The 25,354-nt window shown below is 57.6% G+C and carries 26 protein-coding genes; 14 read left to right on the top strand and 12 right to left on the bottom strand.

The annotated features are described in order from the left end of the window. Window positions 1-20 precede the first annotated feature (20 nt). Complete coding sequence (locus ACO6TI_RS11430; RefSeq protein WP_422384955.1) at window positions 21-1,451, bottom strand: dihydrolipoyl dehydrogenase family protein; 1,431 nt, start codon at window positions 1,449-1,451, stop codon at window positions 21-23. Window positions 1,452-1,506: 55 nt separating this feature from the next. Beyond that, entirely contained in the window at window positions 1,507-2,292 is a 786-nt protein-coding gene (locus ACO6TI_RS11425; protein WP_055120386.1) for a VTT domain-containing protein, read from the bottom strand. Window positions 2,293-2,653: 361 nt separating this feature from the next. Between ACO6TI_RS11425 and rpmH the strand changes: the two genes are divergently transcribed. The 8 genes from rpmH to ACO6TI_RS11385 all read left to right on the top strand — a co-directional run bounded on the left by rpmH (window position 2,654) and on the right by ACO6TI_RS11385 (window position 9,624). Continuing rightward, complete coding sequence (gene rpmH / locus ACO6TI_RS11420; RefSeq protein ID WP_006934271.1) at window positions 2,654-2,788, top strand: 50S ribosomal protein L34; 135 nt, start codon at window positions 2,654-2,656, stop codon at window positions 2,786-2,788. A gap of 58 nt (window positions 2,789-2,846) precedes the next feature. Beyond that, window positions 2,847-3,248, top strand: a complete 402-nt coding sequence (gene rnpA, locus ACO6TI_RS11415; RefSeq protein WP_104704717.1) for a ribonuclease P protein component — start codon at window positions 2,847-2,849, stop codon at window positions 3,246-3,248. Between the two features lie 9 nt (window positions 3,249-3,257). Further along, entirely contained in the window at window positions 3,258-5,087 is a 1,830-nt protein-coding gene (gene yidC, locus ACO6TI_RS11410) for a membrane protein insertase YidC (RefSeq protein WP_055120388.1), read from the top strand. A 197-nt stretch (window positions 5,088-5,284) separates the two neighbouring features. Further along, window positions 5,285-5,965 (top strand): CatB-related O-acetyltransferase, encoded by a 681-nt coding sequence (locus ACO6TI_RS11405; RefSeq protein ID WP_196891319.1) that lies wholly within the window; start codon window positions 5,285-5,287, stop codon window positions 5,963-5,965. A 9-nt stretch (window positions 5,966-5,974) separates the two neighbouring features. Then, window positions 5,975-6,622 (top strand): ribosome biogenesis GTP-binding protein YihA/YsxC, encoded by a 648-nt coding sequence (gene yihA, locus ACO6TI_RS11400; RefSeq protein ID WP_055120010.1) that lies wholly within the window; start codon window positions 5,975-5,977, stop codon window positions 6,620-6,622. Window positions 6,623-6,726: 104 nt separating this feature from the next. Next, window positions 6,727-7,614 (top strand): acetylglutamate kinase, encoded by an 888-nt coding sequence (argB, locus tag ACO6TI_RS11395; RefSeq protein WP_104704715.1) that lies wholly within the window; start codon window positions 6,727-6,729, stop codon window positions 7,612-7,614. Next, window positions 7,611-8,354 (top strand): pyrimidine 5'-nucleotidase, encoded by a 744-nt coding sequence (locus ACO6TI_RS11390; RefSeq protein ID WP_055120012.1) that lies wholly within the window; start codon window positions 7,611-7,613, stop codon window positions 8,352-8,354. The genes argB and ACO6TI_RS11390 overlap by 4 nt, the downstream gene beginning before the upstream one ends. A 400-nt stretch (window positions 8,355-8,754) precedes the next feature. Further along, complete coding sequence (locus ACO6TI_RS11385; protein ID WP_196898197.1) at window positions 8,755-9,624, top strand: LysR substrate-binding domain-containing protein; 870 nt, start codon at window positions 8,755-8,757, stop codon at window positions 9,622-9,624. Here the strand turns inward: ACO6TI_RS11385 and ACO6TI_RS11380 are convergent. Further along, window positions 9,621-10,649 carry a helix-turn-helix domain-containing protein gene (locus tag ACO6TI_RS11380; RefSeq protein ID WP_108873564.1) on the bottom strand — a complete coding sequence of 343 codons (1,029 nt, stop codon included), beginning with the start codon at window positions 10,647-10,649 and terminating at the stop codon, window positions 9,621-9,623. The two genes, ACO6TI_RS11385 and ACO6TI_RS11380, sit on opposite strands and share 4 nt — an antisense overlap. Before the next feature lie 110 nt (window positions 10,650-10,759). On the opposite strand from ACO6TI_RS11380, the gene ACO6TI_RS11375 reads away from it, so the two are divergent. Next, window positions 10,760-11,602, top strand: coding sequence for an alpha/beta fold hydrolase (locus ACO6TI_RS11375; RefSeq protein WP_055120019.1), 843 nt, complete (start codon window positions 10,760-10,762; stop codon window positions 11,600-11,602). A gap of 109 nt (window positions 11,603-11,711) precedes the next feature. Here ACO6TI_RS11375 and ACO6TI_RS11370 read toward each other — a convergent pair whose 3' ends face one another. After that, entirely contained in the window at window positions 11,712-12,233 is a 522-nt protein-coding gene (locus ACO6TI_RS11370; RefSeq protein ID WP_196879103.1) for a TetR/AcrR family transcriptional regulator, read from the bottom strand. Between the two features lie 66 nt (window positions 12,234-12,299). Between ACO6TI_RS11370 and ACO6TI_RS11365 the strand changes: the two genes are divergently transcribed. Then, window positions 12,300-13,346 (top strand): alcohol dehydrogenase family protein, encoded by a 1,047-nt coding sequence (locus ACO6TI_RS11365; RefSeq protein ID WP_196898199.1) that lies wholly within the window; start codon window positions 12,300-12,302, stop codon window positions 13,344-13,346. A 63-nt stretch (window positions 13,347-13,409) separates the two neighbouring features. Here the strand turns inward: ACO6TI_RS11365 and ACO6TI_RS11360 are convergent, their stop codons facing one another. Further along, window positions 13,410-14,315 (bottom strand): DMT family transporter, encoded by a 906-nt coding sequence (locus tag ACO6TI_RS11360; protein WP_422384954.1) that lies wholly within the window; start codon window positions 14,313-14,315, stop codon window positions 13,410-13,412. A 492-nt stretch (window positions 14,316-14,807) separates the two neighbouring features. On the opposite strand from ACO6TI_RS11360, the gene dapD reads away from it, so the two are divergent. Continuing rightward, window positions 14,808-15,659, top strand: coding sequence for a 2,3,4,5-tetrahydropyridine-2,6-dicarboxylate N-succinyltransferase (dapD, locus tag ACO6TI_RS11355; protein WP_422384953.1), 852 nt, complete (start codon window positions 14,808-14,810; stop codon window positions 15,657-15,659). Between the two features lie 47 nt (window positions 15,660-15,706). On the opposite strand, the gene ACO6TI_RS11350 is transcribed toward dapD, so the two are convergent. From ACO6TI_RS11350 to ACO6TI_RS11340, 3 genes are read right to left on the bottom strand one after another with little or no spacing between them, the layout of a single operon-like run. Beyond that, window positions 15,707-16,291 carry a hypothetical protein gene (locus tag ACO6TI_RS11350; RefSeq protein ID WP_235808901.1) on the bottom strand — a complete coding sequence of 195 codons (585 nt, stop codon included), beginning with the start codon at window positions 16,289-16,291 and terminating at the stop codon, window positions 15,707-15,709. Between the two features lie 11 nt (window positions 16,292-16,302). Further along, entirely contained in the window at window positions 16,303-17,478 is a 1,176-nt protein-coding gene (gene dapE / locus ACO6TI_RS11345) for a succinyl-diaminopimelate desuccinylase (RefSeq protein WP_422384952.1), read from the bottom strand. 47 nt (window positions 17,479-17,525) lie between these two features. Next, window positions 17,526-17,966, bottom strand: a complete 441-nt coding sequence (locus tag ACO6TI_RS11340; protein ID WP_104704706.1) for a DUF805 domain-containing protein — start codon at window positions 17,964-17,966, stop codon at window positions 17,526-17,528. A gap of 225 nt (window positions 17,967-18,191) precedes the next feature. Here ACO6TI_RS11340 and ACO6TI_RS11335 point away from each other — a divergent pair, with 225 nt between their 5' ends. From ACO6TI_RS11335 to ACO6TI_RS11325, 3 genes are all read left to right on the top strand, one after another. Beyond that, a complete protein-coding gene (locus ACO6TI_RS11335) occupies window positions 18,192-20,441 on the top strand; it encodes a mechanosensitive ion channel family protein (protein ID WP_055120034.1) in 2,250 nt (749 codons plus the stop codon). A gap of 223 nt (window positions 20,442-20,664) precedes the next feature. After that, window positions 20,665-21,444, top strand: coding sequence for a DUF2189 domain-containing protein (locus ACO6TI_RS11330; protein ID WP_196892083.1), 780 nt, complete (start codon window positions 20,665-20,667; stop codon window positions 21,442-21,444). 105 nt (window positions 21,445-21,549) lie between these two features. After that, window positions 21,550-22,014, top strand: coding sequence for a hypothetical protein (locus tag ACO6TI_RS11325; protein WP_348316114.1), 465 nt, complete (start codon window positions 21,550-21,552; stop codon window positions 22,012-22,014). Between the two features lie 113 nt (window positions 22,015-22,127). Here ACO6TI_RS11325 and truA read toward each other — a convergent pair whose 3' ends face one another. The 4 genes from truA to ACO6TI_RS11305 form a co-directional block, all read right to left on the bottom strand. Next, window positions 22,128-22,949 (bottom strand): tRNA pseudouridine(38-40) synthase TruA, encoded by an 822-nt coding sequence (gene truA, locus ACO6TI_RS11320; protein ID WP_348316113.1) that lies wholly within the window; start codon window positions 22,947-22,949, stop codon window positions 22,128-22,130. After that, the gene (locus tag ACO6TI_RS11315; RefSeq protein WP_108873558.1) at window positions 22,949-23,488 is read right to left on the bottom strand and encodes a GNAT family N-acetyltransferase; all 540 of its coding nucleotides are present in this window, start codon (window positions 23,486-23,488) and stop codon (window positions 22,949-22,951) included. Before ACO6TI_RS11315 ends, truA begins: the two co-directional genes overlap by 1 nt. Before the next feature lie 22 nt (window positions 23,489-23,510). Further along, on the bottom strand, window positions 23,511-24,449 hold the full coding sequence (gene fmt / locus ACO6TI_RS11310) for a methionyl-tRNA formyltransferase (protein WP_196999019.1): 939 nt from the start codon (window positions 24,447-24,449) through the stop codon (window positions 23,511-23,513). Window positions 24,450-24,713: 264 nt separating this feature from the next. Further along, on the bottom strand, window positions 24,714-25,346 hold the full coding sequence (locus ACO6TI_RS11305; RefSeq protein WP_055120044.1) for a MarC family protein: 633 nt from the start codon (window positions 25,344-25,346) through the stop codon (window positions 24,714-24,716). Window positions 25,347-25,354 lie beyond the last annotated feature (8 nt).

The following is a 25,354-nucleotide window of genomic DNA, read 5'->3' as shown; positions in this document are numbered from 1 at the left end:
GCAGCACCAATTGCAATATCTTATCCAAACTTGCGCAACATACCGATAACCCGTCGCAACCAAACATTCTTTGGCGCTTCCGCATAGTACGAAATTGCCGCACGTCGCACCAGTTCCCCGAGCGTCGGATAAGGGGCGATGAAACCCGCGAGGTCCTTCATGGTCATTTTTTTCGAAAGAGCCAGGGAAAGAAGATTGATGATCTCGCCCGCCTGGGCCCCGACAATGTCGGCACCGAGCAAGCGTCCGCGCGGTCCGGCTATCAGTTTCAGCCGCCCTTCGGTAAGACCTTCCGCCTGGGCCCTGTCATTGCCGAGATAGGTTGACGTCAGAACCTTGACCCTGGCCCCGTATTCGGCCCGGGCCTCGGCCTCCGACATCCCCACATGCGCAAGCTCGGGAGATGTAAAGGTAACCCAGGGAACAATCGTGTCGTCCATTGCGATCGGCATGCGGAAGAGGGTGGACCGGATGATCAGCCCGGCCTGGTATCCGGCAACATGCGTGAATTGCAGCCCGCCGGCGACATCGCCGATCGCATAGACCTTGCGGTTTGTGGTGCGCAGTCCCTTGTCGACCCTGATCCCCTTGCGATCGTAGTCGATCCCGGCAGCGTCAAGTCCCAAGCCGTCGACATTGGGCGCCCTGCCGGTCGCGACAAGCAAATGGCTGGCAACCAGATCAACAACCGCCCCGTCCGAGGTTCTTGCCGAGATCGCTGTGCCCTCGTCTGTTTTCGCGACTTTTTCTACCGCGGTCTCTTCGAGGATTTCGATCCCTTCGTTCCTGAGCGTTTCCAGAACGACAGCACCAAGTTCCTGATCATCCTTTCCAAGTGCCCTTGCAGCTTCGAATACCGTCACCCTGGCGCCCAGGCGGCGATGAGCCTGGGCCATTTCCAGCCCGATCGGCCCCGCGCCTATGATCGCCAGATGCTCGGGAACCTCGCGCAGTTCAAACAGCGTCTCGTTGGTGAGATAGGGAACGTCATCGAGACCCGGTACAGGAGGGATGAAGGCCGTCGACCCGGTCGCGACGACAAACCTGCGCGCCCTGATTTCCGTGTCACCGACCAAAACGGTGCCGGCTCCGGTAAACCTGGCAGGCTCTCTCAGAACCGTCACCCCGAGGTCTTCGAAGCGTTCCTGCGAGTCATGCGGTTCGATCGCCGCAATGACGCTGCGCACATGATCATTCGCCTTGGCGAAGTCTATGTCCTGACCGCTGGAATGAATTCCGAACATGGCGTTTCGGCGGACGCCTGAAGCAGCCTTCGCGGCTGCAAGCAGGGATTTGGATGGAACACAGCCATAATTGAGGCAATCGCCTCCCATCAGGCCCTTTTCCACCAGAACCACGTCAACCCCGAATGCCGCGGCAGCGGCGGACACGGAAAGACCCCCGGAACCGGCACCGATCACACAAATATCCGGGGTCAGCAGTTCCGTCATGGAGGGCTCCATTTCAATTAGGTGAACATTGTTGGATCGAGTTTAGAGGATGACGTCAGCGCGCACGGACTTTTTTCAGAACCACCGGGATCAAACTGGCGATTCCGAGAGCAAAAAATGCCGCCAGAAGCTGAGGTGTCACGAGGGCGGACACATCGACCTGGCAAGTACCTGCAGCTGCGCATCCGGGGCTGGCCGCCTCCTGGGCTTCGATAACGCTGTCGAGACCCGAGCCGATGAAGGCAAAGGCAAACGTCCCGGGAATAATGCCGATGAATGTTGCCAGAGCATATGTCGGCAGGCGCATCTGGAAGATGGCAGGTGCGATGTTGACGAGCCAGAAGGGAAAGACGGGGGTCAGGCGCAGAAACAGAAGGTAGCTGAAACCTTCCCGGCGAAATCCTTCGGCAAGGCGCGACAGAAACGGACCGGCCCGGCGGGTCAGGACTTCCCCGAAAGAGGACCGGGCAACGATGAAGACAGCACAGGCACCGAGCGTTGCGCCGATCACGGTGACAAAGCCTCCGGCGATCCACCCGAACAGGAAGCCACCTGCAATTGTGAGCAGCGACGCTCCGGGAAAGGAAAGAGCAACACAAACAACATAGGCGACCAGATACACCAGTGAGGCAAGGACGAAATTCTGCTGAACAAATCCGACCAGATCCTGCCGCTGCATGATGAGGTTGGAAAGCGTGAGCTGCTGGTGCAACCCCTGTGAAAAGGCAGCAATCATCAGCAGAAGCAATACGGCCAGCGGAAGCCACTTTTTGATCCTGCCGTATACAGACGCCTTCAACGGAGTTTCGACTACCGGCTCTGTTTCCTTCGGCCCAGTCATGGTGTCTGCCTTATCCCCCAGCATGTCCATTCCCATCAGCTTGTCTTTCCAGGGCGGTTCTTGTTGCCGCCATGGTGTTCTTTAAGCCAGATGTACCTTATAGCTGGTAAAAAGAAGCGTCTTTCACCGATAAGTGACGCCAAGGTGTTGCCAATTCACCTGTGCGTGAACTGCATTTCGTTCCGAGATTCTTGCAGCGCAACGTTGACTTGGAGCTGCGCGGCGCTTATAAGCGCGCTCGATCGGGACATGCATTCGGACCCAAGGCTGTTTTGAGCCGCGCGCTTCCAGCGCTTCGAGTGCTTTCTCCAAAGAATTTAAATGAACAAGGGCCGCGCTCAAAACCGCGCGGGGAAGAACAATGAAGCGTACGTATCAACCGAGCCGTCTTGTCCGCAAGCGCCGCCACGGATTCCGCGCACGTATGGCAACCAAAAACGGTCGTCAGGTGCTTGCTCGCCGGCGTGCAAAGGGCCGTAAGAGCCTCAGCGCCTGATCGGCAACCCGCGCGCAGTGCGTCGGTTGGCGGCGTCTGCCAACACCAATCTGGCGCCATGGACACTTTGAAAAAGCGCTCCGAATTCCTGGCGGTCGCCAAAGGCGGCCGGTTGGGTCGGCGCGCTTTTCTCGTTCAGGGTCTGACGCGCGACACGGATGATGCACCGCGTGTGGGCTATACCGTTACCAAGAAAACAGGCAATTCCGTCGTGCGCAGCCGAATCAAACGGCGGCTGCGGGCTGCCGTTGCCGCGCTCAAAACCGGCGATATTCCGCAAAAAGCGGATTTTGTGCTTGTCGCTCGCGATTCAGCGCTCACTCTTCCCTTTCAAAAACTCGTTGCAGACCTTAAGTCTGGCCTTAACCAAGTGCTTGACCCGGAGACACCGCGCGGACGGGGAAAACCGCACCGGAGTAACCGGACATCTCCAGCGACACTGCGCAGGAAACAGGGGTAACACCAGTTGATTTCTGAAAACCGAAACACGATCCTGGCAATCGTTTTGTCCCTGATTGTTCTGCTGGGTTGGCAATATTTCGTTGCCAATCCCGAATTGGAGCGTCAACAGGCAGCTCTCCAGACGCAGCAGCAAGCCGAAGCGGAACGCCAGGCCGCCAACGGTGGCGCCAATCCGGATGCTCCGCAGCCTTCTGCGGCCCCCGGCAGCAACGCGGCCTTGCCGGCGCAAGGGGCAGATCGACCTGCCGTGTTTGCAAACCGGGAACAGGCTGTCGCTGCCGACAAGCGCGTCGTGATCAATTCTCCCCGGCTTGAAGGGTCGATCAACCTTTCGGGCGGGCGTCTCGATGACCTGCGCCTGAAGGACTACCACGAGACCGTCGACAAGAGCAGTCCGACGATCGCCCTGTTTTCACCCAAGGGCAGCCCGAACCCCTATTACACCGACTACGGCTGGGTTGCCGATCCGGGAGCCAACGTGCCCCTGCCCGGCCCCGACACGGTCTGGTCGGTCGACGGCGAGACGACCCTGACACCCACCACACCGTTGACCCTTGTTTGGAACAACGGTGCGGGCCTCACCTTCAAACGAACCTTTTCCGTCGACGAGAATTATCTGTTCACAGTTGCCCAATCCGTCGAAAACACGTCTTCGGCAGATGTTACGCTTTATCCCTATGGCCTGATAGCCAGGAAAGGCGTGCCTGAAACCACGGGCATCTGGATCCTTCACGAAGGCCTCCTGGGTGTATTCGGCGAGGAAGGCCTTCAGGAAATCGACTATTCCGACCTGGAAGACGAAGGCACGATCCGTCCGGCCAGCGTAGACAACGGCTGGCTCGGCATAACCGACAAGTACTGGGCCGCGACGCTCATGCCGGTCCCCGGCCAGGAGTTCCAGCCGAGTTTCAGTTTCTCCCGGACGACAGGAAATTTCCAGGCTGACTATCTGGGCACCGGTGTTGCCGTCCCTGCAGGTGGCACGGCGGAGACCAGCTCATATCTGTTCGCCGGTGCCAAGGAAACGAAGCTGATCGATGCCTACGAGGAATCGCTCAATCTCAACCGGTTCGAACTGATGATCGATTGGGGCTGGTTCTATTTCCTGACGAAGCCGATGTTCTTCGCGATCGACTACTTCTTCCATCTGATAGGCAACTTCGGCGTCGCCATTCTGGTGGTAACCGTCATCATCAAGCTGATCTTCTTCCCGCTGGCCAACAAGTCCTACGTCTCCATGAGCAAGATGAAACTTGCGCAGCCGCAGATGACGGAAATCCGCGAGAAATACTCCGATGACCGACAGAAACAGCAACAGGCGCTGATGGAGCTCTACAAGAAGGAAAAGATCAATCCGCTGGCCGGCTGCCTGCCGATCCTGATACAGATCCCGGTCTTCTTTGCGCTCTACAAGGTTCTGTTCGTCACCATCGAAATGCGTCACGCGCCCTTCTTCGGCTGGATTCAGGACCTGTCCGCGCCCGACCCGACCTCGCTCTTCAATCTCTTCGGCCTGATCCCCTGGGATCCGCCGCAATTGCTGATGCTGGGCGTCTGGCCGCTGGTCATGGGTATCTCCATGTTCGTTCAGATGAAAATGAACCCGGCACCGCCTGATCCCACCCAGCAAATGATCTTCACCTGGATGCCCGTTGTCTTCACGTTCATGCTGGCATCGTTCCCGGCAGGACTTGTCATTTACTGGGCCTGGAACAACACGCTGTCGATTACGCAGCAATACGTGATCATGCGCCGTCAGGGAGCCAAGGTGGAACTCTGGGACAATATAGGGTCCATGTTCAAGCGAAAGAAACCGGCCTCGGACGACAAGGGCTGACAAGCCCGAAAAGACCTGATAGACAGCAAGGCCTCGCCCACAGGCGGGGCCTTTTTATTGCAGCAACTCATGGAGAGTGCAGACCAATGATCCGATAAAGCAAGACCTGTTCAGCAAGGCGAAGCCGCCGACCGGCAGGTCGATCGCGCAACATGCGCTCACATTTCTTCCCTTGATTCTTGCATATTGGAGGTCCCATGCACGGCCCCTCACCCGACACACTTCATCCATTCAACGGCGAATCTCATACGGTTTTCCTGAAAAACGTCATCTCAAGGCCAACGATCGAAGTGGGTGACTACACCTACTACCATGACTTCGAAAACGCCTCGGACTTTGAAAACCGGAACGTGCGCTATCATTTTGACAACATTGGCGACCGCTTGAAGATCGGCAAGTTCTGCGCGTTGGCGGCAGGCACCAGTTTCATCATGAGCGGCGCCAATCATGCAATGACCGGGATTTCGACCTATCCCTTTCATATCTTCGACAAGGGCTGGGCGGAACAATTTGACCCGGCAACGATCTTCGACCATCTGCGCGGCGACACGATTGTTGGCAATGATGTGTGGTTCGGAACCAACTCGACCGTCATGCCCGGGGTCACCATCTGCTCCGGCGCCATCATAGGCGCCCACGCCGTTGTCGCTTCGGACGTGCCACCCTACGCGGTCGTGGTCGGCAACCCGGGACGGGTTGTGCGACTGCGCTTCGACGAGCAGACAATCGACCGTCTCCTGGACGTTGCGTGGTGGGACTGGCCGATCGAAAAGATCACACGCCATCTTTCCGCAATCTGGGGGGCCGACGCCGGCGTTCTTGAGAGAGCGGCCGCCAATCACGACAGCAACCTCGACGTGAACGAAAAGGCAAGCTAAAAGCGCTTCATGAACGACGAACAAACCTATACCCAGGAAGACTTGGAAGCGGGCCGGCTGATGTTTGCCCGCGCCTGGGATTTTCTAACCAGCGTCACCGATATGTCCAACCTTCCGGATGCGGCCGGCACCGAGATCGCCTTTGCCGGGCGCTCCAACGTGGGCAAGTCCAGCCTGATCAACGCCCTGACCGGGCGCAAGGGTCTGGCCCGCACGTCATCGACACCGGGCCGGACACAGATGCTGAACTTCTTCATCGCACCGGACACGCCCCTGACAATCGTTGACATGCCGGGCTACGGCTATGCCCAGGCGCCGAAAGAGCTGGTCGAAGCGTGGACGCAACTCGTCTTCTCCTACCTGCGCGGCCGCCCGAACCTGCGCCGGGTCATCCTCTTGATCGACAGCCGGCACGGCATCAAGAAAAACGACCTTGAGGCAATGGACCTTCTGGACAAGGCTGCCGTCGTCTATCAGGTGGTGCTGACCAAGTCCGACAAGATCAAGCCGACCCAACTTGCCCGGCTCATTTCCGATACGCAGGCATTGCTTGCAAAACGTATCGCAGCACACCCGCTGATCGTCGCAACATCCTCCGAAAAGAACCTGGGTATCGACGAATTGAGAGCCGAACTCTGTCTTCTGGCCAATCAGTAATCTTTGAAGGCCGCCGACAGTTCCGAGAATTGTGAAGAAACAGCAAACCGGTTATAGCAGGGTTCTTCTGCAAGAGATCAATTCCAGTTGAGTAAAAAGCTTTGATGACCAATCCCGACATGGCCAGCCGCGCCCATATTATCGCGCAAGCCCTGCCTTACATGCAGCGCTACGACGACAGGACCGTGGTGGTGAAGTACGGCGGTCATGCGATGGGCGATCCTTCACTTGGCCAGGCCTTCGCACGCGACATCACGCTGCTGCGTCAGTCGGGTGTCAATCCGGTCGTGGTGCACGGCGGCGGGCCGCAGATCGGAAAGATGCTGCAACGGCTCAACATCGTCAGTGAATTCAAGGCCGGCCTCCGCGTGACCGACAAGGCCACGGTCGAAGTCGTGGAGATGGTTCTTGCCGGGTCCATCAACAAGGAAATCGTCCAGATGATCAATGCCGAAGGCGGCCGGGCCGTCGGCCTGTGCGGCAAGGACGGCAATCTGGTCACTGCCCGAAAACTCAACCGCACCGTCGTCGACCCGGACAGCAACATCGAAAGCGTTGTCGATCTCGGCTTCGTCGGCGAGCCTGCCAGCGTCGACCCGACAGTGCTCCGGCTGGTTCTCAAGGAAGCCATCATACCGGTCGTTGCCCCGGTTGCGCATGGCGAGGACGGAGAGACCTACAACATCAACGCGGATACCGCGGCAGGTGCGATCGCCGGGTCGCTCAATGCCAAGCGCCTGCTGTTCCTCACGGATGTTCCCGGCGTTCTCGACAAGGACGGCAATCTGATCAAGCAGCTCAGCGTTGCCAAGGCACGCGAACTGATGAAAGACGGTACCATTTCCGGCGGGATGATCCCCAAGGTCGAAACCTGCATCGGGGCACTCGACAAGGGCGTGGAAGGTGTTGTTATCCTGAACGGCAAGGTTCCCCACGCCGTCCTGCTTGAACTGTTCACCGATGGCGGCGCAGGGACGTTGATCCGCCCGTGACCGGTAAACGCATTTTGCCCCTGGAGGGCCAACACGCACATCGCCAGGACCTCAGGGTCTTCAAGGGTGTCGAAGCCTGGGTTTTCGATCTGGACAACACACTCTACCCTCACGAGGCGGATCTCTTTTCCCAGATAGACGAACAGATCGCGCTATATGTGCAAAAGGTCCTGGACCTGAACCGGTCCGAAGCAATGGTGCACCAGAAGGCGCTCTATCACGAACATGGAACAACCCTGCGTGGCTTGATGACAACGCAGAAAATCGATCCTGACGACTATCTCGCGTTCGTTCACGACATCGATTATTCCGGCCTTGAACCCAACCCCGACCTGAGCGCAGCAATCGACGCGCTTCCCGGCAAGAAGTTCATCTTCACGAATGGCGACCGGCCGCATGCGGAACGGACCGCTGCGGCCCTGGGCATATCCGACAATTTCGAAGACATTTTCGATATCGTCTCCGCTGATCTCGTGCCAAAGCCAAATCGTGAGACCTATGACAAGTTCATTGACCTCACCGGAATTTCCCCCGCCCGGGCGGCCATGTTCGAAGATCTTTCCAAGAACCTGAGCGTTCCCCATCAACTTGGCATGCGCACGGCCCTTATTGTTCCGAAGGGCTCAAGGGGCGTCTTCCAGGAAAGCTGGGATCTCGAAGGCGATCCCTACCCTCATGTCGATTTTGTCACCGAAGACCTGACAGGCTTCCTGAGGGCTGTCTTGGGTGCACTGAGCTAAAGTGCCCGGGCCCACGAAAATGCAGTCAAATTCACAGGCATGGAATGCTCTTTGAGACGAAACGCGCTGCCGTAATGGTGGACTGCGCGTATGATTTCTCAAGATGATGATCCAAATCTGGTGAGCTTGCCAAAGGTCAAGCATCGCGGTCGTCAACCCTTTTCTGACGCTCGGCTATCGAGGTTTCAACCCTGGGGAAGGCCATTCGCCAGTCTTGTGGGTGGCAACACAAATCATTGGCCGCACCCACAGGATTTACCGGCAGGATCTATCGTCCGGATTTACCGATATTGGATTGAGATGGAAGTGGCGGCCAAATGCCGTTTTCACCGAGAGTATTCTTATTTCCAAGAAACTCCTCTAGATTGAGTAAAACTCAACTCGTGGAACGTGACCTCAAATGGCTTCCCTGCGCGCCCTTCATGCCTTTTCCCTGCTGGCCCGTCATGGCCGCGCATCGATTGCAGCCGAAAAACTCGGGGTCTCGCCGTCGGCCCTTTCCCACCTCATGCGCAAGCTCGAGAGCGAACTGGGAGCAACACTGGTCAACCGTGACGGCCGCGGTCTGACACTGACCGACGAGGGTCAGCGTCTGGCTCTCAGTCTGGGGGATGCCTTCGACCGGATAGAGGAAGCCGTCGACAGCTTCAAACGGCGCGGACGGACAGAATTGCGGATCAGCACAGTCTCCACCTTTGCGACACGCTGGCTGATTCCCCGCCTACCCGATTTTCAGGCTGAACAACCCGACGTGGAACTGCTCTTGTCCGCCTCCACACGCATGGTCGATCTCGACCGGGAAAACTACGATTGTGCGATCCGGCTCGGCACGGGCAACTGGTCAAATGTCGAAAGCCACCTGCTCTGGAATGAACATCTTGCCGTTGCCATGGCTCCAAGTCTCCTGAGCGGAAAGGATCCGTCGGACCCTCTGGTACTGTTGGACCTTCCGCTGCTGCACAGTTCCGCGCGGCGAAACGACTGGACCGAATGGCTGGAAGAGGCTGGAATTTCACATCCCGATGTTCACTCGGGCACAGTCCTTCAGAGCCGCGATCTCGCGATTCAGGCTGCGATCGCGGGCATGGGCACCATCGCGATCGACCGCCGCTTCATCTCCCAGGAACTCGACGCCGGTCATTTGATTTCGCCCGACTGGCCGGTTCTGGAACTGGAAACAGGCTACTGGTTCGTCAGATCTCCTGCGAGAACCCTGACCCGGCCGGTTGCAACGTTCAGGGAATGGCTGCAGGGCGCAGCCCGAACCTAGCGAACTGGCGACTGTTCTTCTGCCATGGCCGCGCTGCGTGTTGCGGATGGCAGCTCACCAAAATGAGAACGGTACTGACGCGCAAACCGGCTCCCGTCCCAAAAACCATGGAGTGCCGCAATGTCTCCGATTGAGTGACGACAAAAGCGCCTGTCAGTCAATTTGCGCCGGACATCGTGCAGCTTCAAGAGGCGAAGATAGGCAAGCGGTCCCATCGCCACATGTGAGGAGAACGCCTGCTGGACCGATCGTTTCGATACATTGGTGAATTGTGCCAGCTCATTGGCACTCATTGACAGCGATGATCGCGATTTCAACGACGTCCTGCACTGCAGGAAACGTTCAAATACCCGGTCTTCAGCGGAACTGGCCAATCGAGCCATGGACACATCCAGCGAGAGTTTCGATGCGATACTGGCAATCAGGGCACGGCCGGCAACTCTGTCCGAATTTCGCGTTTCGGGCTCGATGGCACATTCCATCGCCGATATCGCGTCTTCGCGTAGCCGTGCCGCCAAACCCGGAGCTTTCAGAAGACGTGGTTTGCCCGACAAGTGCTCCAGCCAGTCAGCCAGCGCAGGAGACAGGACATTCTGCTTCAAAAGCGTGGTTTTCCGGATCGCAACCGCCATCACCGACCCATTGACTGGGCTGACCAGATGCAGGTGCCCCAACGGGGGCAATACAAATACATCCGCGTCGCTCATATGCTGCCCCATGACGACAAAGGGAGCTGGAGCATTCAGCACGACACCGAAGGAAATGTGGTCGCTCGCGCCGATGACCTCCTGTTCCAGACCCTGGTTGCAAAATTCCATATGGACAGCAGCGTCAGGTCCGAGAAACAGGGACAGGAACCTGCCACGGAAGGCGCCGGACGTCAGCTGGAGGTAAGACTGTTCGTGACCCGTGAGCTGTTCCGCCTGCTGGTCGTAGTCGCAAAACACGTTGTCGGCGAGGAAGCCGCATTCTGCGCCAAAGCCATATCTGGGAAACCAACGCTCTGAAATTACTGTGCTTTTCATGACGAACAGTCACACCTCCCTTGCGCTGAAGACCTACCACTCAGAGCCTTCCGTGGATTACGCTTGATCCAGTCAAAAGACCTGAAAACCAGTCACACCGGGAGGGTAGCATGATCAAATATCTCATCGCTGCATTTGTGCTTTTCCTGACAATTCCGGCGCAGGCCGAAGATCGCTGGATGTCGATCCCGCCGGCCCCGCCGATGCCGGAAGCCGCATCAAGCGGAACGGTGAATGTCAACGGCATCGACATGTATCATGCGATTTACGGGGATGCCGACGGCACACCGATCCTGCTGATCCACGGTGGTCTCGCCCATGGCGATATATGGGCCGCCCAGGTCGCCGACCTCATGCAGGACCACACGGTGATTGTTGCCGATACCCGCGGTCACGGGCGCTCGACAAACGACGGCAGCGAGTATACCTACGCCCGCCTGGCTGCGGACTACCTGGCGCTGCTCGACCAGATCGGTGTTGATCGCGTACATCTGGTCGGCTGGTCGGATGGGGCGAATATCGGATATTCGATTTCGCAGACAAATCCTGAGCGCCTTGCGAGCCATTTCGCCCATGCCGGCAACATCACGCTTGATGGTGTCGATCCGTCTGTCGAGACAAACGAGGTCTTCGGAACCTATGTTGGAATGATGGCGGGTGACTATGCCGAAATGTCACCGACCCCGGACGGGTTCGAGAATTTTTTGGGTGCTGTTGCCAAAATGTGGGGATCTTCAAAACCGGGTGGACCCGACGCTCTCAAGTCCGTAACGGTCCCGACGCTTGTGGTGCAAAGCGAATTTGACGAAGCCATCCTGATGGACCACTCGAAGATGATTGCCGAGATCATGCCGAGCGCAGATTTCCTGGTCCTTGAGGATGTCAGTCATTTTGCTTCGTTCCAGGCCGCCGACGAGTACACCGATGCCATTCGGAATTTCATCGAACCCTGAGCACTCGAAGAAAAGAACCAATTGTGTGCAAACCCGTCGTCAGTTGCATGGCGGGTTTGTCAGGTTTTCCAAATCATCGTCTTCCTGCAAGGGTTGCCGGCCACGTGGCTCAGTTTTCTTTCAACAACAGATCGCCAAGATGTATCGCGCATTCGGTTGCCTTGCCGCGATGCAACGGCCAGTCCTGCATCAGACCTTCAACGATCAGCGTAATCTCGCCCTGTCGATCCGGCAGGCCCGACAACGCGGCAACTTCATGTGCAACGTCCGTTTTGTGCCTTGCCAGAAGGCTGCGAAGCCTCGCGTCCCTCGGGGCCGCGGCGACGGCGGCATGAAACAGGCATCCATGCGCTGCCTCTGTCGACATCCACTCTGAAACTCTTTCAAACAGCGTATGCAGAACCGGTTTTTCGTCCGATGGCAGCTTGGCGAAGACAAACTGCATATAGCGCTGATGACGGTGCTCCAGCGCGCTCAGGACCATTTCCTCACGCGAGGGCATGTATTTGTACAGCGTTCTGAGACTGACGCCCGCTGCCTCGCGAAGGCTGTCGATGTTCGGTTCCGCGAACCCGTTTTCCGCAAAGGCCCGTTCCAGTCCTGCGGCAATTCTGGTTTTTGTGTCAGGCATGCTTGACGGGGTAGAGCAAACCCTCTACCTGAGCAAGTAGAACATTCATTCTACCGGAGCAGGCCCATGACACTTCCTGACAAAATGAGCGGAGTCGTTCTTACCGGCCATGGCGGTCCCGAAGTACTCGAGTGGCGCGACGATCTGATCGTGCCAACACCTGGGCCGGGAGACGTTCTCGTCAAGGTCAGTGCGGCAGGCGTCAACAATACGGATATCAACACCCGTATCGGCTGGTATTCGAAGGGTGACAATGATGCGGAGGACGCGGCCTGGACGGGGGTGGCGCTGAAGCTTCCGCTCATCCAGGGGGCTGATGCATGCGGGACCATCGTCGCCGTTGGTGAGGGTATCGACCCGTCGCGGATCGGCGACCGTGTCCTGATTGAACCGTGTCTTGTTGAAGCGGACGGAAAGATGCTTGCCTCGCCATGGTACTTCGGATCTGAGTGCAATGGTGGCTTTGCAGAATTCACGAAGGTTGCGGGGCGGCACGCCCATACGGTTGACTGTGACCTATCCGATGCGGAACTGGCTTCTTTCCCCTGCTCCTACTCAACAGCAGAAAACATGCTAGAGCGGACGCGGGTAAAAGCTGGCGACACGGTCCTTGTCACCGGAGGCTCCGGAGGCGTTGGCTCGGCAACCATACAGCTTGCACGTGCGCGCGGAGCGAGCGTCATCGCCGTCACAAGCCCTTCGAAAGCCAAGACCCTGGAACAACTTGGTGCAGAGCGGACGCTGAACCGCGATGCCGACTACGCCGAAACGCTCGGTGTCAATTCAGTGGACGTAGTGATCGATCTCGTTGCGGGCGACAAATGGCCGTCCCTTCTGGATGTCATGAAGCCTGGTGGTCGATATGCAGTTGCAGGTGCCATTGGAGGCCCGATCGTCGAACTGGATGTTCGAACGCTGTATCTGAAGGATCTGAGCTTCTTCGGCTGCACTGTCCTCGAACCGCAGGTGTTCGGAAATCTGGTGAAGAGGATCGAAAGCGACGAAATCAAGCCACTTGTCGCGGAAACCTATCCGCTGCGAGACATCGGCGCCGCGCAAAAGGCCTTCGGTGAAAAAGATCATGTCGGAAAGATCGTTCTGAAGGTGAGTTGACCCATTTCCTCATCAAGCAGGATTGAAATGGAAACCAAATCCGGCTTGATCAAAACGAATACTCTAGCCCACCAGGATAATCCCGACGACTGCCGCGACAATCAGGACGCAGCCGAAGATCTCCGAACGCGCGATCACTTCCTTGAACACCAGCCAGGAGGCCAGGAAGGTGAAGACCAATTCTATCTGCGCGAGCGCCCGGACGTAGGCGACATTTTGAAGGGTCATGGCCGTGAACCAGCCGATGGAACCGGCGACACCCGAAGCGCCGACCCAGATCGCGGCACGCCAGGCCTTCAGGCTTTCGCGCAACTCGTCCGGTTCGCGGACAGCCATCCAGATGGTCATCGCAAGCGTTTGAAACATGGTGGCGTAAACCAACGCGGTCGCAGCCTGCATTGCGACGGTCGTCCCCTCCAGTGACAGGGATGCTGTCCTGTAGGCCACCGCTGATGCACCGAACAGGGCGGCGGATGCCAGCCCGATCAGGGCCGGGCGGCCGACCAGGGAGTTTCGGACCGCCGAAATCGTCATCGGAACACGTGCCAGCGAGATCGTTATCACGCCTGCAATGCCGACCATGATGCAGAGAGCTGCGGTCCACGTCACGTGCTCACCAAGCACCACCAGTCCGAAAAGGGCCGCCTGGATGGGTTCGGTTTTGGAGTATGCAGTACCGACTGCAAAATTGCGGAAAGAAAACAGGTAGATCAGCAGAAAGGTCGCCAGGATCTGGGAAAGGCCGCCGAGGGCTCCGGCAATCAGAAGTGTTGCTCCCGGCCGGGGCAATGGATTGTCGAACACGAAATACAGGACCGCAGCATAAAGAAGCGCGAATGGAACGCCATATCCGAAGCGGACAAATGTCGCGCCGGTGTTGCCCAGCCTGCCCTTCAGATGCTTTTGCATCGCCGTTCGCAGGTTCTGGCAGAACGCCGCGAAAATTGTGATCGGGATCCAGAGTTCCACGATGATCGCCTTTTCCCTCAGTTGATTTCAGATCATCCTAAGCCGGTCGATTTCATTAGAAACTAGCGAAAAACAGAAGAGATAAGTTATTTTATCTCAATTCAATTTCACGCACCCCGACCGGAAGTTCGTCTCAGGATCAATTGCGATCCCGGATTTTCATCCCGATTTGAAATGCCAATGCGGGGATCCGATATCTACGGCCGGCGCAAACACAAAGGTGTCGGTCACGACAGCATCACGACCATCGGCCCCGTTGCAGACGGAGGGCAATCAACTGCTGCTTCTACCCTTGCAGGTGGATGCGGCATGCCCCGGCTCGAAGCGGGGCCACATAATCATTGTACCAACAGTGTTCAGTCGTCTTCTGGAACCTTCCAGGCTCCGCAATGTCGTCCCTGGAACACATGGCTTCCCCCCAGCGCTTGACAGGTCTCGGTCCGGCGGCTTAGGTCCGCGCACGAATTGTTAACGCCCGGAGACCTCTGTCATATGCCCCATGATCTTGCCGCCCTGTCCCAGATTATCGACGCGGCTTTTGAAGACCGCGCTTCCATCGAAACCTCCACCACCGGTGAAGTCCGGGATGCCGTGGAAACCACGCTGAACCTTCTCGATCGCGGGGAACTGCGCGTTGCCGAGAAGAATGACGGTGACTGGGTCGTCAACCAATGGGCCAAGAAGGCGGTACTCCTGTCGTTCCGGCTGAACCCCATGGAGGTGATCAAGGGCGGACCGGGAGAAGCCGTCTGGTGGGACAAGGTTTCGTCCAAATTCGACAGCTGGAGCGGTCCGGATTTTGAAAATGCCGGTTTCCGCGCCGTGCCGAACTGTACCGTCCGGCGCTCGGCCTTCATCGGCAAGGGTGTGGTGCTGATGCCGTCCTTCGTCAATCTCGGCGCGTATGTGGACGAAGGCACGATGGTCGACACCTGGACAACGGTCGGTTCCTGCGCCCAGATCGGCAAGAACGTGCACCTGTCCGGCGGCGTCGGCATCGGCGGCGTGCTGGAACCCTTGCAGGCGGGTCCCGTGATCATCGAGGACAACTGCTTCATCGGTGCGCGCTCGGAAGTCGTGGAAGGCTGTATCGTGCGCGAAGGGGCCGTGCTGGGCATGGGTGTCTTTATCGGCAAATCGACGCGTATCGTGAACCGCATGACCGGTGAAATCAGCTACGGTGAAGTACCGCCCTATTCCGTTGTCGTTGCCGGGTCCATGCCGACTTCCAGCCTGATGGGCAATGGCGAGGCGGCGCCGAACCTCTACTGCGCCGTGATCGTGAAAACCGTCGATGAGAAGACAAGGTCAAAGACCGCGATCAACGAGTTGCTGCGCGACTGAACCCTGTGAAGATCACTGTTCTCCCGTTCCCTGGAGGGAACGGGGGACTATACCTGCCAAAAAATTGTAACGATTTGCGCGATTACAAGGGAAAGCAGGAAATCCAGAATCACAATTCCAACAGCAAGACTGATTGTGGCCTGCAAAGCGATGCGCGCGACCAGAAAACGGTACCAAAGAACCACCACCAGGCTTGTCAGCGACAGAAGAACCATGATGCCGAGCGGTATGATTCCGAGCATAAACAGGCTGTAGGTAATCAAGAACGGTACGGAAGCGAGCAAACTTGTCCAGTTGCGCGCGACAATGAACGGTACATAGCGATTTGAGATGCCGATAGGCGCCGCTAGGGCAGCCAGGATAATTGGCAAGGCGATCCAGTCGACTCCCAGACCCAGGAGTTGTGCCGTCCAGTAGGCACCGTCCGGAAACGCTTCGGGGTGATATACGTTTTCGGAAAAATAACCCTGTTTTTCAATCTGCCCACTGAGCAGAAAGACCGGTATCAGCAGAAACACGACCTGAAACGAGCGCCAGAACCCCTGGAGCGACTGGTCGAAAAACGCCATGCCTTCGGGCCTGTTGCGCAAAAGAAGCCAGGACCCGTCCAGCGCCGCCCGGATTTCATTCATGCCGATCAAGTTCAACCTGCTCCCGAGTCCTTGGCAAAATAACTGACGAGGAATCGTTTATAGATTGTCGCCAGCCGGTCAAGGTCCTCAATACTCACGCATTCATCAACCTTGTGCATGGTCTGTCCGACCAGCCCGAATTCAACGACTGGGCAATAGTTCTTAATAAACCGTGCATCAGAGGTACCGCCTCCGGTCGAGAGTTCGGGGCTGCGCCCGGTCTCTGCCTTTACTGCACTGCCCAGGGTTTCGATCAGTTTGTCATCCTTCGTCAGGAAGGATTCACTGGCGTCGCGCTTGAATGCGACATCCAGCTCCAGATCGCCCAGGTTCACCGCCTGGAGTGTCTCAAGTATCTTCGATTTGAGGCTTTCCAGCGACCATTCGTCATTGAAGCGGATATTGAAGCGGGCTTCGGCTCTGGCCGGTATGACATTGAATGCCGGATTGCCGACGTCCAGGTTGACGATTTCAAGGTTGGAGGGCTGAAATCGCTCATTGCCGAGATCGAGTTCCAACGCGTCAAGTGCGGCAAGCAGCCTTGTGAGCCCGGGTATCGGATTATCGGCAAGATGCGGATAGGCGGCATGTCCCTGGATGCCCGAGACCGTAACAATTCCTGACAGGGATCCCCGACGGCCAACCTTGATCGCGTCGCCGAGCTTTTCGGGGTTCGTGGGTTCGCCAACGATGCAGGCATCAAACGTGTGGCCCTGACCTGCGGCCCATTCAAGCAGCTTGACGGTACCATTCACGGCGGGTCCTTCTTCGTCCCCGGTGATCAGGAACGAAATCGTCCCGCCAAATCCGGCACTAAATTCCTCGACAAAGTCGAGTGCTGCTGCGGAAAAGGCCGCAACGCCGCCCTTCATGTCGACCGCGCCGCGTCCGTAAAGGACACCATCCTTGATGTTGCCGTCGAACGGACCCTGGCTCCAGTCGCTTGCCGCGCCAGCCGGAACGACGTCGGTATGACCGGCAAAAACGAAATGCGGTTTTCCGGACCCGATCGTTGCGAACAGATTTTCAACATCCGGCGTATCCTCATCGCGGAATGTCACCCGGGAAACTGCAAAGCCTGCATCGCCGAGCAGTTTTTCAAGCGTTGCGAGCGCTCCGCCCTCGACTGGCGTGACGGACGGGCATCGAATGAGGTCCTGGGTGATGGAAACGGCATTTGACGGCATGGCAGGCAAGGTTCCAGATTGGAAGAGTCTGACGGTTTTGATACGTTTCAGCTTTTGCGCCAGTAGCTGTTCGGCAACGGTCCGCTGCGGTTTGGCTTCGCCTGGCTGGGAACGAATCCCAGAATGATCACAAGAAGCAAACTCACAACAGGGACAAAAATCAATAGCGCCAGGAACCCGCTCAGCCCGACATCCTGAAGTCTTTTGATAACCAGGGCCAGATGTACCCAATTCAATACCAGATAAAGAATCGGCAATAGTGGATTGGACGCCATAAAGTCGTTGATCGGCAGGGTTTCCAGCGTCAGGTTTTCATTTGCCTGAAATTCCATCAGGGAAGCCAGCCAGATTTTGACGGGGATTCCGATAATTACCAGAACAAAGGCAAAACTCAGCCAATAGGGCTCCCGGCTCAGGCGACCGATGGGACTCAGCAAAGCCCAGACCGGCCCGGGCGCAATATTGGCACTAGGTGGGGGTGTGTTCATTCAATCCCGCTCACAATAATTGTTCTGGCATGGAGGTAGACGCATAAGCGGTTCGGATCAAGCACCGTTGTCCCTTTGAATTCCGCCTATTTTGCCGAAGATCCAAAGTCGCATGGCAAAAAGTTTCCACACTCTGAAAATAACGCCGCGGAATATTTATGGATTTTGCACGGCAAGCATGTCTAATTTGAGGTAATACGAACCAACACCGTCGGGGGCCCGATCATGACCGGTGCTTGTCAAAAAATTCTACTCGCCTGTGCAATCAGCGTTTTTTTCTCCATCGCCGCTTTCTCTCCTTCAACCGGATTGGCCCAGGAGACCTCGTCCGAGCTGCCGCCGGCTCTTCAGTCCGATGCAATGGAAAAGCTCGTTTCCGACCTTGATCCGGAACAGGTTGAAGCGCTGACAGACCTGATGACGCTGCTGCAGCAAAGCGCCGCAGCCAATGGTCGTACCGAAAACGTCGCTTCCGACGGCCCGGGACTGCTTCAGCAGATGCAAACGGCGTTCTCGAATTTCAGCACCATGGTCATCGGGCACTTTCAGGACCTTCCTGATCTGTTTTCCGGTATGATTTCAAGTATCGGGGCTCTCGTGTCGGGCACCGTCGCCGGTCCTATCCACATACTGATCGGCGCTATCGCCATCATTCTGGCAGCAGGCTTTGCAGCGGAATTTCTGGTCAACCGATTGACAGCTGCCAAACGCGACACGATCCAGAACAAATCCCCTGAAAGCCTGTTTGAGACGGTCAAACTGGTCTCCACGCGTGCGGGGCTCGATCTTGGTGGGCTGCTGATTTTTGCCCTTGTCGCGCTGATTGTGGGACGCATTGCCATTTTCGATCCGGTCACGCGGTTCTTTGCCCTGCAAGCCGTCTTCTGGATCGTCTTCATGCCCCGGCTGATCGCCGCCCTCCTCCGCTTTGCACTTGCACCAAACCGTAGTGAACTTCGCCTTGTTACAGCGGATGATCCGACCGCCAGGTCGCTTTATCACAATTTCACAACCCTGTTTGCGGTGGTCGGCGTGGCCTTCTTCCTGCGGAACGTCATGGAGGGCGCGGGAGCGGAAGCCGGCGGAACGTTCCGTTTCTTCGTCGGCTTCGGCGTGAATGCCTGGATTATCGCGGTTATCTGGAAGGCGCGGCACGGATTGACCAGCATCATACTGGGCGACGACGAAGATCCGACGTCCGGCCTTGAGCGCATGGCCCGGTTCTGGCCCTACTTCTCAATGGCCTTTATCGCATTCAACTGGCTGCTGGTGCAGTTTACCGCAAGCATGGGGGTCGAAGCGCTGACCGCCGGACGTTCTCTCGCCGTCATCGTCCTCGTGGTCTTTGCACCGTTTCTCGACACAATGGTGCGCGGAATCGTTTCGCACATCGTGCCGCCCATGCAGGGTGACGGTCCTGTTGCTGAAGCTGCCCATCTTCAGACACGGCACAGCTATGTCCGCATCGCACGCGTCGCTCTGCTTGCCTTTCTGATCCTAGTTGTCGGACGGATTTACGGGCTGAACCTCCTCGCCCTTGGCGGCGATGACGGTTCGGCAGTTGCGCGAAACAGCGTTATCTTTCTGCTGATCCTGGCCGCAGGTTACCTGGCCTGGGAAGTCACCAACCTCTGGGTTGCGCACCAGCTGGCGAAAGATTCGCCGCCCGCCGAGACACAGGACGACGACGCGGAAATGGGTGGGGCCGGCAAGTCTCGTCTTGCCACCATACTGCCTCTGATGCGTGTCGTCCTTCAGGTCACCATCATCACGCTTACCGGCCTCTTGGCGCTCAGCCAACTCGGCATCAACATCACGCCGCTGCTGGCCGGTGCCGGCGTCATTGGCCTGGCAATCGGCTTTGGTGCCCAGACCCTGGTTCAGGACGTCGTTTCCGGCGTGTTCTTCCTGATGGATGATGCCTTCAGGCTGGGAGAGTTCATCGATACCGGCGGCACACAGGGCACGATCGAGAAAATTTCGATCCGGTCACTGCAATTGCGCGGCACGAAAGGTGCCGTTCATATCGTGCCCTACGGCCAGATCCCCAAACTCACCAACCTTTCCCGCGACTGGGTGATCATGAAGCTGAAGTTCACGGTTCCATTCGATACGGATGTCGAGAAGGTCCGCAAGCTTTTCAAGAAGATCGGCCAGGAAATAATGGAAATGGAGGAGTTCAAGGACGACCTGCTGGCACCGTTCAAGGGTCAGGGCGTGGCGGACGTCGACGACGTCGGCATCGTGGTGCGTGGGAAGTTTACCACCAAGCCTGGCAAGCAGTTCGGCGTGCGCAAGGAAATTTACAAGCGCGTTCAAAAAACCTTCGAGGAAAACGACATCCAGTTTGCCCGCAAGGAAGTCCGCGTGCAGCTACCCGAAAACGCCAATCTGGACGAGAAACAGAAGGAAGCGCTTGCGTCCGCAGCGGCGGCAGCGTCCGCGGCCGAAGACAAGAAGCCTGCGGCGGGATAGCGCAAAGGGCGAAAACAGGGAAACGTAAGCCTTTCTCCTCATTGAGCGGGAACAGCTTCCATGCCTAAGATTGCGTGTCTGCCGGAGTGCAGATTTTTGCGATCGGCTTTTGGGAGGAAGCTGCCATATGAACGAGAAGACAACGGCACCAAGCGAAACCGGCGTCAGGACTGAGGCTGCGCCCGAGACATCCGCGTCAAAAGCAAATGACACCCTTCGCCCGATGCCGCAGGTCAACAGGATCACCGCCAACGACGTCATCGATGCACTGGCAGCCGGCTTGATGGATTTCCGGAAGGCTCCAGTCTACGGATTGGCCATCGGCGCCCTTTTTGCCGCCGGCGGGCTGTTTGTCATCCTGAGTGCCGCGGCGCTCAACATGAGCTATCTGGCATACCCTGCAGCGGCCGGCTTCGTCCTCATCGGTCCGTTCGCAGCCGTTGGGCTCTACGAGGTCAGTCGGCGCCTCGCCTCCGGGGAGGAGCTTTCCTGGTCCGCCATATTCGGTGCCATGTGGGCTCAGAAGGGCCGCGAACTTTCCTGGATGGCCTTCGTCGTACTGTTCATCCAGATCATGTGGATGTATCAGGTCCGGCTGTTGCTCGCGCTTTTCCTCGGGTTCAAGTCGTTTGCATCGTTCGACGAATTCCTGACACAGGTTATCTCAACCCCCGAAGGATTGATGTTCCTGGCTGTGGGACACGTAGTCGGTGCGATTCTCTCGTTGTTGCTCTTCTCGCTGACGGTTGTCTCCTTTCCGCTGCTTCTGGAAGAAGACCGGGACTTCATCACCGCGATGATCACCAGCGTACGCGCTGTCGTTACCTCACCGGTTCCAATGATCGGCTGGGCCTTTGTCGTAACCGCACTTTTGATTGTTTCGATGGTCCCTGCGTTTCTCGGTCTGATCGTCGTATTGCCGGTACTCGGTCACACGACCTGGCATCTCTACAAGAAGTGCGTGGTGATCCCGCAGGACAATAGTCAAGTGACATCGGCTTAACGGAAGCTTTCGATGCATGACAAATCCAGGCACCTGCCGTGAAGACAAGCTTAGGCGGAACGTGGCACTCTGCGGCCGTGGTTTCATCATCACGGAGGACGATTCATGCGCGAAGCATCAATCGACAGGAAATCGTGGTCCGGTCTTGCCGGTATAGTGTTCGGTGCCGTCGCGCTGGTTCTGGCGCTTTTTCTGCACAGCGCCGGTCCGATCGATCCCCAGCCAACCATCGGGCAGTCAATCGGGGAAATTGCGGCAGACATCCGTGAGTCCGCTCTGCGTGGCCTTAAAGGTGAGCCGCAACCGGAACCCCAGGCACAGGTCTGGGGTCTGGATCGCATTCTGCAAACATGTGCCTATGTGCTTGCCGGGATTGCAATCGTTCTCGGCGTCATCGGTTTCGTCATGCGGGAAAACAGACGGGTGGTCGCCGCTGCCGTCGGTTTGGGTGGCCTGGCAATCGGTTTTCAATTGTTCGTCTGGACGGTCATGATCATCGCCGGCGTGATCATCATCGGCTACATATTGGCAAATCTCGGCGACTTACTGGGAGGCATCACAGGGGGATAGCGATTGCGCGCGAGAATTCAGCCAGGCACTTGAGTGAACCTGATCGACGGCAGGTTCAATTCCCCCGCGGAAGAGGCAACCAGGTCATGTTTTGACAAGGCGCCGTCCCGACCTTACGCCTCACTGGCGCCCTCACCTTCCAGTAAAGCCTTGCGCGCCTGCCAGTCCCGCAGGAGTTCGATGTCCATCTCCGCCGAACGGTAATCCACGCGGGTAAGATAGAGGCCGTCCGCAGGGGCGACCGGGCCGCAGGCGTTACGGTCCCGGGCCTGGAGCGCCCTGGTGATATCTCCCGTCCCCCATTTGCCTTCTCCCACGAGTCTCAGCGTACCGACCATCGAGCGAACCTGGTTGTGCAGGAACGAACGGGACGAACATTCGGCGATGACAAGTTCCCTCTCCCGGTAAACGCGGAATTCCTCAAGCGTTTTTTCCGGACTCCTGGCCTGGCAACGGGAGTGGCGGAACGTCGTGAAGTCATGATGCCCGACAAATTCCTGGGCGGCCTCATGCATCGCGTCGGCGTCGAGATCCGGTTTCACATGCCATGCAAGACCGCGCTGATGGGTCAGCGGCGGCACGCGGTTGTGAATGCGGTAACGGTAAGAGCGGCGGATTGCTGAAAAACGGGCGTCGAAACCCTCATGCATTTCGGTGCAATCAAGGATAACCACCGGGTCCGGCTGGCAGTGAAAGTTCATTGCCCCCATAATGGTCCTGACCGGCCAGGGTTTTACCAGATCAATGTGACACACCTGCCCGGTCGCATGGACACCGGTATCGGTGCGCCCGGCGCCGCCGATCGTTACGACTTCTCCAGTAAATGCCTGGACCGCCCGTTCTATCACCGCCTGCACAGACGGCCCGTTGGCCTGTCGCTGCCAGCCGCAGAATGGCCGACCGTCATATTCCACCGTCAGCTTGTAACGCGGCATTATTCGAATTCTTCAAACGGCGTGGCAAAGGCCACTTCAATAGGCAGATCATCGGTGCCGGCAGCAGTCAGCGCAAGCGCCATGAAGGCATCGCCCGCGTAGGGCGCCTGAACCTTGCGAGCCAGAACCGGATCAAAGCCGAAACGCGGGTAATATGTCGGCGGTCCGAGGACCAGGACGAGATCTTCGCCAAGGTTCTTCAGTGTCTGAAGAGATGCCGTAATCAACGCAGAACCGACGCCTGTGTGCTGATTTTCCGGTCGAACGGATACCGGTGCCAGACAGCAGACCTGAAGACCCTGGCCGGAACCGATTGCTGCGGGCGTCACCCGGCTGTAAGCGACATGGCCGACAACATCTCCGGTTTCCTGTACGGCCACCTGCTCCAGAACGAGCGCGCCGCAATGGCGCAGTTTGTGGACAAGTCGCGCTTCGATATCAGAGGGAAAGGCGGCCATCAGCAGTTTGCGAACAACGGCCTCGTCTTCGCGCACAACATCGCGAATTGTCAGATTGAGTGTCCCGACTGCGTCGTTCATGATTTTCTCCAGCTACCTGAGCTTAATCCAGTTGCGTGCCATCAGAAAGAGATACGCCCCGCAGGAATTCCTCACCGCTCATCGGTTTCTTGCCGGCCCGCTGAATCTGTTCCAGGCGCACGGCACCCGCCCCGCATGCGACAGCCGGAACATCAGTTGTCGAAAGGACAGTCCCCGGTTTCCCGCCGGTATCGGCAACCGAGCTTCGCAGGACCTTGACTCTTTCAGGTTTGCTGCCCAAAGGCATTTCGCACCAGGCCCCTGGAAAGGGTGACAGTCCGCGAATGTGATTGTGAACCTCTTCAGCCGATTTCGACCAGTCGATACGCGTTTCCAGCTTGGACAGCTTGGCCGCATAGGTGACGCCTTCTTCAGCCTGGGATTGCTCGCCCAGCGCGCCGCGTGACAGGGCTGCCAGCGCGCGGACCATCAAGTCACCTCCAAGACCGGAAAGCCGATCATGCAATTCCCCGGCGGTCATGTTCTTGTCGATCGCAACAGTCTCCGACATGCAGACCGGGCCGGTGTCGAGCCCCTCTTCCATACGCATGACCTGAACAGCAGTTTCCTTGTCCCCCGCCATGATCGCCCGGTTGATCGGCGCGGCCCCTCGCCAGCGCGGCAGCATCGAGGCATGAAGGTTCAGGCAACCGAATTGTGGCGCGTCGAGCACAGGCCCCGGCAGCAACAGTCCGTAAGCGACAACAACCGCGACATCCGCTTCAAAATCAACAAACCGGGTTTGCTCGGCTGCGTCCTTCAGGCTCTTGGGGGTAAAAACAGGGATACCGAATGATTCAGCCGCCTCATGTACGGGAGACTTCTTCAGATCCATGCCTCTTCCGGCCGGCCTGGGTGGCTGTGAATAGCAGGCGACCACATCGTGCCCCTGTCCAACGATTTCCATGAGGGTCGGCACGGAAAATTCCGGAGTGCCCATAAAGACGACGCGAAGAGACATGAGGTTCCTGAGGGTTCTTCGAAAGTTTGCCCCTTATTACGCCTTACGCCGGTCCGGGCAAGTGTACAGATGTCCTGTCGCCTGGATATGGCATCGCACGCCTTCGATAGTCCAACGCGCTGAACGCTCGTTCCTCTTCAACCCGTGATGCGGGATTGCTCTTGTTGCGAACGACTGGCCAATGATTTCCAGGTGAGCCGCCGATCCATCGAGATTGTGCGGACACGCGCTCGCAGGATGTCGATAGTTTGCAAACGCGCCCTGTCAGGCCAGGCCGGGAAGCAGGACCTTGAGGCTGCCCGTCATCATTTCCATGGCGATTGCAGCCAGGATCATGCCCATCAAACGACTCATGACGCTGTTTGCGGTCTCACCGAGAAAGCGTGACAGGAATGGGGCGGCGAAGAATGTTGCGATCAGGAGCGCGATGGCCGCGGCAACGGCGGCGACATAGGCTATTTCCTGGCTGGTATTGTGCACTTGCCCGCGGAAAATGATCATTGTCGAAATCGAACCGGGCCCAAGAAGCACAGGCACTGTCAAAGGGTAGATCGCCGGATTGTCCTGCGACTTCATGTTTTCCTTTTCCTTCGACGAACCGTGGTGGGCCTTGGTGCTCTGCCCGGAAATGAGGTCGAGTGCAATCAGAAGAATCAGGAAACCGCCTGCAAGTCGAAAGGCATCAAGACTGATGCCGAAAACCTTCAATATGATGTCGCCGCTCAGGCCGATCACGACAGATCCGGCCGTCAGGCTGATCAGAAGCGTAAAGGCCACCTTGCGTTCAAACGCAGGTCCACGGTCCGATGTCAGCGCCAGGAATACCGGCAGGTTGGCGATCGGACTCATGATCGCAAAGAGCGCGGCGAATGTTTTCAGGAACAGTTCCTGATCCACTGGGCAAT

Origin of the sequence: Roseibium album (genome assembly GCF_965233825.1) — a bacterium.
GTDB lineage: Bacteria > Pseudomonadota > Alphaproteobacteria > Rhizobiales > Stappiaceae > Roseibium > Roseibium album.
Note: the sequence above shows the minus strand (reverse complement) of the source record. Positions and strands in the feature narration are given on the sequence as shown.